The organism is Pseudomonas sp. JE3303, from assembly GCF_056312565.1.
The window spans coordinates 219,543-233,471 of sequence record NZ_JBWGIF010000001.1 but is presented as its reverse complement, the minus strand read 5'-3'; the positions used below and the strand labels follow the sequence as shown (position 1 = coordinate 233,471).

10 protein-coding genes and 1 pseudogene are annotated in these 13,929 nt (G+C 64.4%); 4 read left to right on the top strand and 7 right to left on the bottom strand.

The genetic code is table 11. The features are described 5' to 3' along the window. Nucleotides 1-93: 93 nt before the first annotated feature. Nucleotides 94-1,488, top strand: coding sequence for a 2-oxoadipate dioxygenase/decarboxylase HglS (gene hglS, locus AC0ZZU_RS01145; RefSeq protein ID WP_476338387.1), 1,395 nt, complete (start codon nucleotides 94-96; stop codon nucleotides 1,486-1,488). A 42-nt stretch (nucleotides 1,489-1,530) separates the two neighbouring features. Here the strand turns inward: hglS and AC0ZZU_RS01140 are convergent, their stop codons facing one another. Together AC0ZZU_RS01140 and AC0ZZU_RS01135 are read right to left on the bottom strand one after the other, a co-directional pair. Further along, entirely contained in the window at nucleotides 1,531-2,259 is a 729-nt protein-coding gene (locus tag AC0ZZU_RS01140; protein WP_476339098.1) for a methyl-accepting chemotaxis protein, read from the bottom strand. A 135-nt stretch (nucleotides 2,260-2,394) separates the two neighbouring features. Next, nucleotides 2,395-3,513 (bottom strand): annotated as a pseudogene (locus AC0ZZU_RS01135) (Cache 3/Cache 2 fusion domain-containing protein); the annotation flags it as partial. 176 nt (nucleotides 3,514-3,689) lie between these two features. Here AC0ZZU_RS01135 and AC0ZZU_RS01130 point away from each other — a divergent pair. Further along, nucleotides 3,690-5,060: a NorM family multidrug efflux MATE transporter gene (locus AC0ZZU_RS01130; protein WP_476338386.1), complete on the top strand. Its 1,371-nt coding sequence runs from the start codon at nucleotides 3,690-3,692 to the stop codon at nucleotides 5,058-5,060. Here the strand turns inward: AC0ZZU_RS01130 and AC0ZZU_RS01125 are convergent. After that, the gene (locus AC0ZZU_RS01125) at nucleotides 5,050-6,714 is read right to left on the bottom strand and encodes a putative bifunctional diguanylate cyclase/phosphodiesterase (protein ID WP_476338385.1); all 1,665 of its coding nucleotides are present in this window, start codon (nucleotides 6,712-6,714) and stop codon (nucleotides 5,050-5,052) included. The two genes, AC0ZZU_RS01130 and AC0ZZU_RS01125, sit on opposite strands and share 11 nt — an antisense overlap. A gap of 264 nt (nucleotides 6,715-6,978) precedes the next feature. On the opposite strand from AC0ZZU_RS01125, the gene rep reads away from it, so the two are divergent. Further along, nucleotides 6,979-8,988 (top strand): DNA helicase Rep, encoded by a 2,010-nt coding sequence (rep, locus tag AC0ZZU_RS01120; RefSeq protein WP_158461038.1) that lies wholly within the window; start codon nucleotides 6,979-6,981, stop codon nucleotides 8,986-8,988. 63 nt (nucleotides 8,989-9,051) lie between these two features. Continuing rightward, entirely contained in the window at nucleotides 9,052-9,624 is a 573-nt protein-coding gene (xpt, locus tag AC0ZZU_RS01115; protein ID WP_476338384.1) for a xanthine phosphoribosyltransferase, read from the top strand. Between the two features lie 55 nt (nucleotides 9,625-9,679). Here xpt and AC0ZZU_RS01110 read toward each other — a convergent pair whose 3' ends face one another. From AC0ZZU_RS01110 to alr, 4 genes are all read right to left on the bottom strand, one after another. After that, nucleotides 9,680-11,545, bottom strand: a complete 1,866-nt coding sequence (locus tag AC0ZZU_RS01110; protein ID WP_476338383.1) for an acetyl-CoA hydrolase/transferase C-terminal domain-containing protein — start codon at nucleotides 11,543-11,545, stop codon at nucleotides 9,680-9,682. A 60-nt stretch (nucleotides 11,546-11,605) separates the two neighbouring features. Further along, nucleotides 11,606-12,010, bottom strand: a complete 405-nt coding sequence (locus AC0ZZU_RS01105) for a c-type cytochrome (protein WP_476339096.1) — start codon at nucleotides 12,008-12,010, stop codon at nucleotides 11,606-11,608. Between the two features lie 156 nt (nucleotides 12,011-12,166). Next, a complete protein-coding gene (locus tag AC0ZZU_RS01100) occupies nucleotides 12,167-12,715 on the bottom strand; it encodes a cupin domain-containing protein (RefSeq protein ID WP_476338382.1) in 549 nt (182 codons plus the stop codon). Nucleotides 12,716-12,821: 106 nt separating this feature from the next. Next, nucleotides 12,822-13,895: an alanine racemase gene (alr, locus tag AC0ZZU_RS01095; RefSeq protein ID WP_476338380.1), complete on the bottom strand. Its 1,074-nt coding sequence runs from the start codon at nucleotides 13,893-13,895 to the stop codon at nucleotides 12,822-12,824. Nucleotides 13,896-13,929 lie beyond the last annotated feature (34 nt).

Here is a 13,929-nt window from a genome sequence, read left to right as displayed (position 1 = left end):
AAAAGGAATGACACCTCTACTTTTTTTCGCTTGCGCCGCAAGTCCATTCCTCGCTTTCATGTAAATGTCCCAATTTACTTCAGGAAGCTAGCGATGCCCGCCCATGATTTCGTCAGCCCCGACAGCATTCGCGCGCAGTTCTCTGCCGCCATGTCGCTCATGTACAAACAGGAAGTGCCGCTCTACGGCACGCTGCTGGAGCTGGTGAGCGAGATCAACCAGCAGGTGATGACCCAGCAACCGGAAGTTGCCCGCGCCCTGCGCTGGACCGGCGAGATCGAGCGCCTCGACCAGGAACGTCACGGCGCCATCCGTGTCGGCACCCCCGAAGAGCTCGCGACCATTGCCCGCCTCTTCGCGGTCATGGGCATGCAACCCGTGGGCTACTACGACCTGAGCTCGGCAGGTGTGCCGGTGCACTCCACCGCGTTTCGCGCGGTGCACGAGCAGTCGCTGCACATCAGCCCGTTCCGCGTGTTCACCTCGCTGCTGCGCCTGGAGCTGATCGATAACCCGCAACTGCGCGATCTGGCCGGCGAGATCCTGGCCAGACGGCAGATCTTCACCCCCACAGCGCTTGAGCTGATCGCCCAGCACGAGCGCGAGGGTGGCCTGAATGCAGCAGATGCACAGCGCTTCGTAGCAGAGGCCTTGCAGACATTCCGCTGGCACCAGGACGCCACGGTGACCGCCGCGCAGTACCAGCAATTGCATGACCAGCACCGCCTGATCGCCGACGTAGTGGCTTTCAGGGGCCCGCACATCAATCACCTGACCCCGCGCACCCTGGACATCGATGCGATCCAGCAGGGCATGCCGGCCAAGAACATCCCGCCCAAGGCGGTGGTCGAAGGCCCGCCTACCCGTCGTCATCCGATCCTGCTGCGCCAGACCAGCTTCAAGGCCCTGCAGGAGAAGGTCGCTTTCAGCGACCAGCAAGCGGGCGCAGGTGGCAGTCATACCGCCCGCTTCGGCGAGATCGAACAGCGCGGCGCGGCGCTGACGCCCAAGGGCCGGGCGCTGTACGACCAACTGCTCGATGCTACGCGGGTGAGCCTGGGCGGCGCGCCGACCGAGGCCAATGCCGAGCACTACAGTATGCTGCTGAAGGAACACTTCGCAGCGTTCCCTGATGACCTGGCGCAGATGCGTGAGCAAGGATTGGCGTATTTCCGCTACTTTGCCACCGACAAGGGCCTGGCGGCGCGCGAACTGGCCGAACGCCCGGACAGCCTTCGGGCATTGATCGATGCCGGGCATGTGCATTACGAGGCGTTGGTGTACGAGGACTTCTTGCCCGTCAGCGCGGCAGGCATTTTCCAGTCGAACCTGGGGGGTGAGGCGCACGACTACGGCAGCAATGCCAACCGCGATGCGTTCGAGCAGGCGCTGGGACTCAAGGTGCAGGATGAGCTGGAGTTGTATGCGCAAAGCGAGCAGCGGTCGCTGCAGAGCTGTGCACAGGCCCTCGACCTGAGCTTCGCCTGACGACAGGATCCGCTCCTCGTGCAGGAGCGGATCCTGGCGGCTTCAGGAAACCCGGAACCGGTCCACTTCCTGCCGCAGCTGTCCTGCCAATCCTTCCAGCTCCTGCGCCGTGGCCGCCAGCTCATTGGCCACGTCACGCTGCTCACTGTTGGCCAGGGCGATGCTCTGCAGATTACGGCTGAGCACCGTCGCCGTGCTGCTCTGCTCCTGAGTCGCGGTGCTGATCGCCGCAAACTGCTCACCTGCGGAGCGGCTCTGCTCGTCGATGCTCGCCAGCGCGGCGGCGACCTTGGCGTTGCGCTCAAGACCTTCCTGCATCAGGCGGTTGCCCTGCTCCATGGTGCTGATGGCGTGGCCGGTCTGCTGCTGGATACTGGCGATCATGGTGGAGATTTCTTCGGTCGCCTGGCGGGTGCGCGAGGCCAGGCTGCGCACTTCATCGGCGACCACGGCGAAGCCACGGCCCTGCTCGCCCGCACGCGCCGCTTCGATGGCGGCGTTGAGCGCCAGCAGGTTGGTCTGGTCGGCAATCGCCGTGATCACCCCGACGATGCCGCCAATCTCTTGCGAACGTGCTCCCAGGGTGTCCATCACTTGCGCGGTGCCGCCCAACGCTTCGGCGATCTGCTGCAGCGAGGCCGACGCCTCGTCCATGGCGCTGCGGCCGATGCGGGTCTGCTGCACATTGTCACGGGCCATGCGCTCGGTGCTGCCCATGTTGTCGGCGATGTTCATCGAGGTGGCGCTGAACTCCTCGACAGCGCCGGCCATGCTGGTGATCTCGCCGGATTGCTGCTCCATGCCCTCGCACGCCCCCGAAGACAGCCCGGATAACGAGCGGGCCCGCCCGCTCACCTGCTCGGAGGCGCCGCGGATGTGCTCGACCATGGTCGCCAGGGCATCGCCCATCTGGTTGAAGCTGCGCGCCAGCTGGCCGATCTCGTCGTTACTGGAGACCGCCAGGCGCGCCTGCAGGTCGCCTGCGCCAAGGGCCTGCGCCTGGCGTACCAGGTCGCCCAGCGGGCGCAGCCTGCGCCGCAGCAGCCAGAGGGTCGCGGCGACCGCCAGCAGCATCGCCAGCAGGCTGCCAATAGCCAGGCGCAAGCCGACGCTCCACGTGACCGCGCGGATCTCGGCCTCGGGCATGCTCGCCACCACGGTCCATGGACCTTCGGCGAACGGCATGGTGACGCTGTACAGCGTGCTGCCGGCGTTGTCCCAGAAGCTGCCCTGGCCAGGCCGACCGGCAAGGCCTTTGACCGTGAGCCCCGCTGCCGCTTCGTCGCTTGCCCCGGCTGGGCTCACCAGCCAGTGCCCTTGCTCGTCGAGCAGCGCCAGCGAGCCGGTATGGCCGATACGGAACCGCTCGAGATTGGCGAACTGGGTGTTCTGCGCATCGGTGTAGTCGAAGCCGACGAACAGCACCGCGATCACTCGCCCGCCGCCGTCGCGCACTGGCACATAGCGGGTCATGTAGTTGCGCTCGAACAGGAGCGCCCGACCCACATAGGCCTGGCCAGCCATCAGGCGCGGGTAGGCCGGATGCTGGTGGTCGAGCTGGGTGCCGATGGCACGGCTGCCGTCCTGCTTGGTCAGCGAGGTGCTGATGCGCACGAAGTCGTCGCCGCTGCGCACGAACAATGTCGCCACCCCGGCCGTCATCTGCTGGAAGTCGTCGACTTGCTCGAAATCATTGTTGAGCAGGCGATCGCCCAGATACAGAGCCGGTGTGGGCACCCCGGCCACGGTCACGCTCTGGCTGGCATCCACCCGCAGGTTCGAGGCAAAGCGCCGCTCGAACAGTCCGCTCAGGCGCTGGGTGTTGTCCTTGAGCGAAGTGTGGAAAGTATCGAGCTGGTCGGCCAGCAGCCTTGCTTCACTGGCCAGGTGCTCCTGGCGGGTGGTGAGGTTGGCGCTGTCGAGCGAGCGCAGGGCGAACAAGGTGCTGCCGGTGATGACCACCGCCAATACGGCGGCAAGGGCGACACCGAGCTGCGAGGCAATTCGGGCAGGTGATCGGGACATGCAGGCTCCAGGCAAGGGGCGCCTCTTGGGGGGCGCTGGTGTCTCTGAGTCGGCCTGGAAGGGGAATACTTGAGTGGCGAGTGCGGTTATCCGCGGCAATCCACTGGACAGAAGCTTTGTTAATACCTGACCAAAGCCTCAGAATCCTCTCTCTGCCCAGCACAAGGACTTCCCCGATGCACGTCGCACCCGCCACCGAACTCAAGGCCCTGCTGCGCCTGGCCGGGCCGCTGGTCGCCTCGCAGTTGGCGCACATGCTGATGCTGCTGACCGATACCCTGATGATGGCGCGCATCAGCCCGCAGGCCCTGGCGGGGGGCGGGCTGGGCGCGGCGAGCTATTCCTTCGTGTCGATTTTCTGCCTGGGCGTGATCGCAGCGGTGGGCACCCTGGTGGCGATTCGCAAGGGTTCTGGCGACCGTGACGGCGCCACCCGGCTGACCCAGGCCGGGCTGTGGCTGGCATGGGGGCTGGCGGCGGGCGCGGGGCTGGTGCTGTGGAACATCCAGCCGGTGTTGCTGCAATTGGGGCAAAGTCCGGAAAACGTCGAGTTGGCGGGCCAGTTCCTGATACTGCTGCCCCTGGCGCTGCCCGGCTACCTCAGTTTCATGGCCTTGCGCGGTTTCACCAGTGCCCTGGGCCGCTCGACGCCGGTGATGATCATCAGCATGGTCGGCACGGTGCTCAACTACCTGCTCAATCATGCGCTGATCGAAGGCATGTTCGGGCTGCCGAAGCTGGGATTGATGGGGATCGGCCTGGTCACGGCGCTGGTCTCGACCGGCATGGCGATCGCGCTGGCGCTGTACATCCGCTGGCACCCGGCCTACGCACCCTACCCCATCCGCCAGGGCCTGAGCCGCCCTTGCTGGCCCGCGCTGCGCGACCTGTGGCGCCTCGGCCTGCCGATTGGCGGTACCTACATGGTGGAAGTCGGCCTGTTCGCCTTTGCCGCGCTGCTCATGGGCGTGCTGGGCAGCACCGAGCTTGCGGCGCACCAGATCGCCCTGCAGATCGTCTCGACCGCCTTCATGGTACCGACCGGCCTGTCGTATGCCGTAACCATGCGCGTAGGCCTGTACTACGGCGCTGGAAAGCTGCTGGCGGCGCGTAGCGCGGGACGCGTAGGCATTGTCTTCGGCGCTCTGATCATGTCTGCCTTCGCCGCGCTGTTCTGGCTGCAGCCCGAGACGCTGGTGGGGTTGTTCCTCGACAAGGATGACCCAGCGTTCGCCGACATCATCACGCTGGCCGTGAGCCTGATCATGGTCGCGGCCTGGTTCGAGCTGTTCGATGGCATGCAGACGATCGCCATGGGGGCGATCCGCGGGCTCAAGGACGCCAAGACCACCTTCCTGGTAGGACTGGGTTGCTACTGGCTGGTCGGCGCGCCTTGCGCCTGGCTGTTCGCCTTCAACCTGGGCGGCGGTGCGGTTGGCGTGTGGTGGGGTCTGGCACTGGGGCTGGCGTGCGCGGCGGTGAGCCTGACGCTCGCGTTCGAGTGGCGTATGCGCCGGCTGCTGGCATCCGCCCCGGTCAGCAGCTGACCACCCGCCCCTGCGCATCAGCCCGCAGAAACGCCAGCAACTCATCCACTGGCAATGCACGGCTGATCAGGAACCCCTGCACCTGGTCACACCCGTAGGCCCGCAGCAGCGCCATCTGCTCGGCAGTCTCGACACCTTCGGCCACGACCTGCAGGTTGAGGTTGTGAGCCAAGTTGATCATGGCGTGCACCAGCTTGCAGTTTTCTTCGCGTTTTTCCATGCCGCCGACAAAGCTGCGGTCGACCTTGAGCAGTGTGATGGGCAGGCTGTCCAGATGCACGAATGAAGAAAACCCGGTGCCGAAGTCGTCCAGCGAAAAGCGCACGCCCAGGCGGCTCAGGGCATCCATCGTCTGCTGAACCAGATCGCTGCGGCGCATCACTGCGGTTTCGGTAAGTTCGAACTCCAGCCAGCGGGCATCGACTCCATGCTCGATGATCAAACGGCTCAGGGTCGCCAGCAACTGGCTGTCCTGGAACTGGCGAAAGCTCAGGTTCACGGCCATGTGCAGCGGCGCCAGGCCGCGTTCGCGCAGCGTCTGCATGTCGCGCAAGGCACGGGAGATCACCCAGTAACCCAGCGGCACGATCAACCCGCTCTGCTCGGCAAGGGGCACGAAATCGCACGGTGGCAGCAATCCACGCTCGGGGTGGCGCCAGCGCACCAGCGCTTCGAGGCCGACGATACGCCCGTTGGCCAGGTCCAGGCGCGGCTGGTAGTGCAGCTCGAGCTCGTCGCGGCGCAGCGCCCGGCGCAACTCGCCTTCAAGGTCCGCCAGGCTGCGCGCGCTGTGGTTGATTCGCTCATTGAAGACGTGAAAGGTGCAACCTTCGGCTCCCTTGGCCTGCTGCATGGCAATGTGCGCATGCCACATCAACGGGTCGGCGCCGCACCTCGCACGGGCATGGGCTACGCCCAGGCTGCAGCCCAATAACAGACTTTCGCCGTCGATCCAGTAGGGTTCGCCCAACGCCTCGACGATGCGCTCTGCCATCCATTCGGCCCGCTGCGGGTCGCGGCGCGTGTCGATCAGCAGGGCGAATTCGTCACTGCCCAGGCGAGCGACCTGATCGCCCGCCTCCAGCTGGCTCTTCAGGCGCGCGACCACCTGCAGGATCAACCGGTCGCCAGCCTGGTGCCCCAGGGCATCATTGGCATGGCGAAAGTTGTCGAGGTCCAGGTGGCCGAGCGCGACACCGCGCCCATCGTGGTCGGCCAGCCGCGCGGCAAGCAGGGTCTGGAAACCCTGGCGGTTGGCGATACCGGTCAGCGGATCTTGCTCGGCCAGGCGTTGCAAGGTCGCCTCCAGCACGCCGCGCTCGCGCACATGGCGCAGGCAGCGGCGCAGCATGTCGGTCCCCAGTTGCGAACGTACCAGCCAGTCGCTGGCGCCGGGCGGCGACTGCTCGGGTTCCTGCTCGAGCAGCAGCACCGTTGGCAGCAGGCACCGCTGCGGTGCCGGCTGCAGGGCGGGCGTTGCCAGCACTATCGCTTGCTGGTCGTGGGCAAACAGGCTGTCGACCGCCTCCCAGTTGGGGGCAGTCAGCAGGACCGCTCCGCCACTCAACGGCGCCAGGCACTCGCGCAGCACGGCGGTCCACTCCGGCTCATCGGCCAACAGCAGCAAACGCAAGGGTTCGACGGGCGTTGACAAACAAGCTCCTTAGAACGTGAACAGAGTCACATTGACGTTACGGGACCAAAGCCGGGCACCCTGCCGCATGAGTGCAAATGATTCTCAGCACACATGCTATCTCAATGCCAGCAGCTACGACAGATCATGTCGTGCATCCTGATCGAAAGTTGCCTGTCCGGCAAATCCGGATGAGCCCGCGACACGCGGTCAGACGGTCGCGCCACAATGGGCCCATGCCTGCTAAAATGCCCGGCTATTTTCTGCACACCCCCGGTTTCCAGCATGTCCCGACTCAATCCCCGGCAACAAGAAGCCGTGAACTACGTCGGCGGCCCTCTTTTGGTGCTCGCCGGTGCAGGCTCCGGCAAGACCAGCGTGATCACCCGCAAGATCGCGCACCTGATCCAGAACTGCGGCATCCGCGCACAGTACATCGTGGCCATGACCTTCACCAACAAGGCCGCGCGGGAAATGAAGGAGCGAGTCGGCACCCTGCTTCGCGCCGGCGAAGGCCGGGGGCTGACGGTGTGCACCTTCCATAACCTGGGCCTGAACATCATCCGCAAGGAGCACAAGCGCCTGGGCTACAAGCCGGGTTTCTCGATTTTCGACGAGACCGACATCAAGGCCCTGCTCACCGACATCATGCAGAAGGAATACTCGGGCGACGACGGCGTCGACGAGATCAAGAACATGATCGGTGCCTGGAAAAACGACCTGATCCTGCCGCCTGAGGCCCTTGAAAAGGCCCGCAACCCTCGCGAGCAGACCGCCGCCATCGTCTACACCCACTACCAGCGCACGCTCAAGGCGTTCAACGCGGTAGATTTCGACGACCTGATCCTCCTGCCGGTGAAGCTGTTCGAGGAAAACCCCGACGTCCTCGAAAAATGGCAGAACCGCGTGCGGTACCTGCTGGTGGACGAGTATCAGGACACCAACGCCAGCCAGTACCTGCTGGTGAAGATGCTGATCGGCCAGCGCAACCAGTTCACCGTGGTGGGCGATGACGACCAGTCGATCTACGCCTGGCGTGGCGCGCGCCCCGAGAACCTGATGCTGCTCAAGGACGACTACCCCTCCTTGAAGGTGGTGATGCTGGAGCAGAACTACCGCTCCACCAGCCGTATCCTGCGCTGTGCCAACGTGCTGATTGCCAACAACCCGCATGCTTTCGAGAAACAGCTGTGGAGCGACATGGGCCATGGTGACGAAATCCGCGTGATCCGCTGCAAGAACGAGGACAGCGAGGCCGAGCGGGTGGCCATGGAAATCCTGAGCCTGCACTTGCGCACAGACCGGCCCTACAGCGATTTTGCGATTCTCTACCGGGGCAACTACCAGGCCAAGCTGATCGAGCTGAAGCTGCAGCATCACCAGGTGCCGTATCGCCTGTCGGGCGGCAACAGCTTCTTCGGACGCCAGGAAGTGAAGGACTTGATGGCCTACCTGCGCCTGCTGGTCAACCCGGATGACGACAATGCCTACCTGCGCGTCATCAACGTGCCGCGTCGGGAAATCGGCTCGACCACCCTCGAAAAGCTCGGTAACTATTCGACCGAACGGGGTGTGTCGATGTACGCCGCCAGTGAAGAGCTGGGCCTGGGCGAGTTTCTCGACAGCCGTTTCACCGAACGCCTGCAGCGCTTCAAGCACTGGCTCGACGGGGTACGCCAGCGTGTCGCCCTGGAAGACCCGATCGCCGCGCTGCGCGGCATGGTCGCCGATATCGACTACGAAAACTGGATTCGTCAGAATACCTCCAGCGACAAGGCCGCCGATTTTCGTATCAGCAACGTCTGGTTTCTCATCGATGCCCTGAAAAACACCCTCGAGAAAGACGAAGAGGGTGACATGACCATCGAGGACGCCATCGGCAAGCTGGTGCTGCGCGATATGCTCGAACGCCAGCAGGAAGAGGAAGAAAACGCCGAAGGCGTGCAGATGATGACCCTGCATGCCTCCAAGGGCCTGGAATTCCCCTACGTGTTCATCATGGGCATGGAAGAGGAAATCCTCCCGCACCGCTCCAGTATCGAGGCCGACACCATCGAGGAAGAGCGCCGGCTGGCGTATGTGGGCATTACCCGCGCGCGCCAGACCCTGGCGTTCACCTTTGCCGCCAAGCGCAAGCAGTACGGCGAGATCATCGACTGCTCCCCTAGCCGTTTTCTCGACGAACTGCCGCCGGACGACCTGGCGTGGGAAGGCCTTGACGATGCACCGGTCGAAGTAAAAGCCGCACGCGGCAACAACGCACTGGCCGATATCCGGGCCATGCTCAAACGCTAGAACATCAACCTTTGCCGCGGTCCTGTGCCGTGGCGACCTTTGCTACATCGAGGAATTACCACAGTGGAAGCACTGCACCAGAAGATTCGCGAAGAAGGCATCGTGCTTTCCGATCAGGTTCTCAAAGTCGATGCGTTTCTCAACCATCAGATCGACCCGGCGCTGATGCAGCTGATCGGTGACGAGTTCGCTCGCCTGTACGCCGACTCGGGCGTGACCAAGATCGTCACCATCGAAGCCTCAGGCATTGCCCCGGCGATCATGACCGGGCTCAAGCTTGGCGTGCCGGTGATCTTCGCCCGCAAGCACCAGTCGCTGACCCTGACTGAAAACCTGCTGACCGCGTCGGTGTATTCCTTCACCAAGCAGACCGAAAACACCATCGCCATATCGCCGCGTCACCTCAACAGCAGCGACCGCGTGCTGGTGATCGACGACTTCCTGGCCAACGGCAAGGCGTCGCAGGCGCTGATCTCGATCATCAAGCAGGCCGGCGCCACAGTCGCGGGCCTGGGTATCGTCATCGAGAAGTCGTTCCAGGGCGGCCGTGCCGAGCTGGATGCCCAGGGCTATCGCGTCGAATCGCTGGCCCGGGTGAAGTCGCTGGTGGGCGGGGAAGTCACGTTCATCGATTGATCGGGGCATAGGCCGCTCCTGCAGGAGCGGCGGTTCGGCGCTCCTGCAGGCCTTGTCACTGGCGTGTCGCCTGCAGTCCCGCCAGCAACAGCCGTTGATACAGCTCGTCCTTGAGTCCCTGGGGCTGCCACAGCCCCATGCGCGCCAGCTGCCGGGAGTATTCCTCGGGTGGCGGTGCATCCAGCGCGGCCTTGCCCAGCTCCAGCACCTCGCTGAGCTTGAATTTGCTCTTGAGCCAGTTCAGCGCCCGCAGCAGGTCGCGCTCTTCGGATGTGAAGTCACTCCCTAGCGGATACTCGGCAAACAATCGTGCATGACGCGTGCGCAGCGCTTCCAGCCGCTGGGGCGTATTGTGGGTGAAGCGCGCGTCGAGCACGAAGTCGCGCGGCAGCTTGCCGGCGCCCTTGGCCTGCTCCATCAGCCCGTTCTGGAAACGTGAGTCGGTGATCGCCAGCAACCGGGCAATCACCTCGCTGTCGGTCTGCCCGCGCAGGTCGGCAATGCCGTACTCGGTGATGACGATGTCGCGCAGGTGCCGTGGGATGGTGCAGTGGCCATAGGTCCAGAGCAGGTTCGAGCTGACGTCGCCGCCGGATTCGCGCCAGCTGCGCAGCAGCAGGATCGAGCGGGCGCCTTCCAGCGCATGACCTTGGGCGACGAAGTTGTACTGCCCGCCCACTCCACTGAGCACGCGACCGTCTTCTAGCTGGTCTGCCACCCCGGCGCCAAGCATGGTCATGCTGAATACCGTGTTGAGAAAACGCGCATCACGGCGCTGGCGGCGCTTCAATGCTTCGTGGCCGTACAGCTCGTTGATGAAACTGATGCCAGTCATGGCGAACACGCGGCGCTTTTCCAGGGGCATCTCACGAAGCCGCTGGTAGAACGCCTGAGGCCCCAGGAAGAACCCGCCATGCACCAGCACGCCCTGCTCGTCCGCAGCGCGGCGTACGACGCCCGCCTCGACAAGGGCCAGCAGACCGTTGACGAACATCTCGCTGCAGCCGTACAAGCCCTGGGCGAATGCCTCGAGGCCGCCCTCGCGCTCGACCAGGCCTTGCCAAGGGCTGAGGTCCATCTCGTCGAGCAGGGCGCGGTAGCCCGGGTTGTCCCCCTGGCGGGCAAGCAAGGCCGCCGCCACTGCATCGCCCATTGCACCAATGCCGATCTGCAGCGTGCCGCCATCACGCACCAGGGCGCTGGCATGCAGGCCGATGAAATGGTCCTGGGTGGTTACCGGCATGTTCGGAGTCGAGAACAGGCGGCGGTGTTCGGGGGTGTCGATGAGAATGTCGAAGTCCTCTCGCGGCAGCTCCGAATCGCCCGGCATGTAGGGCAGTTCGGCATGCACCTGGCCCAGCACGAGAAGGGTCTCGCCTGCCGCACGGCGACGGGCGAGCATCGGCAGCAAGTCGAGGGTGATGTCCGGGTTGCAGCTCAGGCTCAGAAAACCGGGCCGCTCGGGGGTTTCGGCGACCAGCTGGGCGACCAGGTTCAGGCCCTTTGCGTTGATGTCGCGGGCAGCGTGGCTGTAGTTGCTGCTGACGTAGTCCTGTTGCGCGGCCTCGCTGTTGAGCAGGCTGCCCGGCTGCATGAAGAACTGCTCGACACGGATATTGGCTGGAAGGGTGCCGCGCTGGAGGTCGGCGAGATAGTCGAGCTCTTCGTAATCGGCGAAGACCCGTTCGACAAACGGCTCCAGAAAACGCCGCTGCAACCCGTCGCCCAGCGCAGGACGGCCCAGGCTCAAGGCGGTATAGAGGGTCAGGCGCCGTTCGGGCAGCGCGCGGATGCGGGCATACAGCGCATTGACGAAGGCGTTGGGCTTGCCTAGCCCGAGCGGCAGGCCCATGTGGATATGCGCGGGCAGACGCGCCAGGACCTCATCTACCGCGTGTTCGATCGAGCAGCTCTTGGCCATCTTGGTCTCCCCTGACATCCGTGCGTGCAGGGGGTTGGACCGGAATATGGGGCGCTAAATTCAAAGCCCGGACATTTTCTGGATCGCGGCCTTGAGGTCCTCGTCCGAACAGTCCGCGCAGGTACCTTTGGGCGGCATGGCGTTGATGCCCGTAATGGCCTTCGCCAAGATGCCGTCGAGGCCGCCCTGGTGGTCGGCGCGTTCTTTCCAGGCAGCGGTATCACCCACCTTCGGTGCCCCCAGCAGCCCGGGCCCATGACAGGCATTGCAGTGCTTGGCGACGATCTCGTCCGGCGTCCTGGCAGCGCCGGCCAAGGCCGAGGAGGTCACCGCAATGCCCTTGCACTCCTGCCCCTGGACGCACACCTGCCCCACCGGCTCCAGGCGCTTGGCAATCTCGTCATTGGTCGCTGCGTGTGTGTTGAAGGCCCAAAGGGCAACTACCGCTGCTGGTATGGCCAGCATGTTCTTGATCTGGTTCACGCGTACACCCTCATGGTGGCTAATCACGCCCGCGACCACGGTTTTGCGGGCGTTGAGAAGTATAGCGAGAAGCCGGAAGCGGTGGAACAACCCTATACTCTGAATGGGTATTGGCGCGGCAATCCGTCGCGTCACGCCTCAGAAGTTGGCAGGTGTCGCGGCGCTGATAAGCCGGGCCGGCTCGTCGAAGGGATTGCGGAAGCGATGCGGCCGGGTGCTCTCGAAGTAATAACTGTCGCCTACCTCGAGAATGAAGGTTTCCAGACCCACCACGAGCTCAAGCCGACCCTCGAGGAGGATGCCGGTCTCTTCGCCATCATGGGTAAGCATCTCTTCGCCGGTATCGGCGCCGGGGGGATAGATCTCGTTGAGGAACGCGATGGCGCGGCTGGGGTGGGCCTTGCCGACCAGTTTCATGGTCACGGCGCCGTCCGAGATGTCGATCAGCTCGTGGGCCTTGTACACCACCTGGGCGACACCCTCGGGCTCGATCTCGGCCGAAAAGAACTCGACCATCGATATTGGAATACCGCTCAGCACCTTGCGCAGGGAGCTGATCGAAGGGCTCACGCTGTTCTTCTCGATCATCGAGATGGTGCTGTTGGTCACTCCCGCGCGCTTGGCGAGTTCACGCTGGGACAGGCCCTTGAGCTTGCGGATGGCTTGTAGTCGTTCACCGACGTCCAAAGCATGAGCCTCCTGATACGAACGGGTGGGGTCGGGTGTGAACGATATCATGGCAACAGCGTTCAGAATTTACAACACACGACCCCAGCTCATTCGCCTGCCGCGTTCAGCCGCCGCAGTAGTCCAGGGGTACTCGCTTGAGATTGCAGAACATCTGGTAGGGGATCATGCCGGCCTGGAGCGCAATATCACTGGCCAGCACCTGCTTGCCCCATAGCTCCACCGGACTGCCGAGGCCGGCTTCGGGCACATCGGTCAGGTCGATGCATAGCATGTCCATCGACACCCGCCCGATCAGCGACGCGCGCTTGCCCGCCACCATCACGGGCGTGCCGGTCGGGGCCTGGCGCGGATAACCGTCGGCGTAGCCCATCGCAACCACACCCACGCGGGTCGGCCTGGGGCTGACGAAGCGGGCGCCGTAGCCCACGGGTTCGCCTGCAGGCAGTTCGCGAATACTGATGACCCGTGACTGCAGGGTCATCACCGGTTGCAGGCGTGCGGCCTGGGCCTGCGGCACCTCGAAGGGCGTGGCGCCGTAGAGCATGATGCCGGGACGCACCCAGTCGCTGGGTACCTGCGGCCAGCCAAGCACTGCCGGCGAGTTGCGCAGGCTGCATTCGGCGGCCAGGCCTTGGCGCGCAGCCTCGAACACCGCGACCTGCTCCTCGCTGGCAGGGCTGTCGAGCTCATCGGCGCGGGCGAAGTGGCTCATCAGCACGATGCGCGCCACCTTGCCGCTGGCCAGCAGGCGCTGATAGGCGTCGTGGTAGTCCTTGGGATGCAGCCCGACGCGGTGCATGCCGGTGTCGAGCTTGAGCCAGATCGTCAGGGGTTTGTGCAGCTGCATTTTCTCGATCGCCTCGAGCTGCCACAAGGAGTGCACCACGCACCACAGGTCGTGCTGGGCAATCTGCGGCAGCTCGCTGGCCTCGAAGAACCCTTCGAGGAGCAGTACCGGGGCCTTGATGCCCGCTGCGCGTAACTCCAGCGCCTCCTCGATGCAGGCCACGGCAAACCCGTCTGCCTCGGCTTCCAGCGCCAGGGCGCAGCGCACCGCGCCGTGGCCGTAGGCGTCGGCCTTGATCACGGCCAACGCCTTGGCGCTGGTCAGTTCACGGGCAAGTCGATAGTTGTGGCGCAGGGCCTGTAGGTCGATCAGGGCACGGGCAGGACGCATGACGGCAGCCTTCTGGCAGTCGGGTTATAAGTAG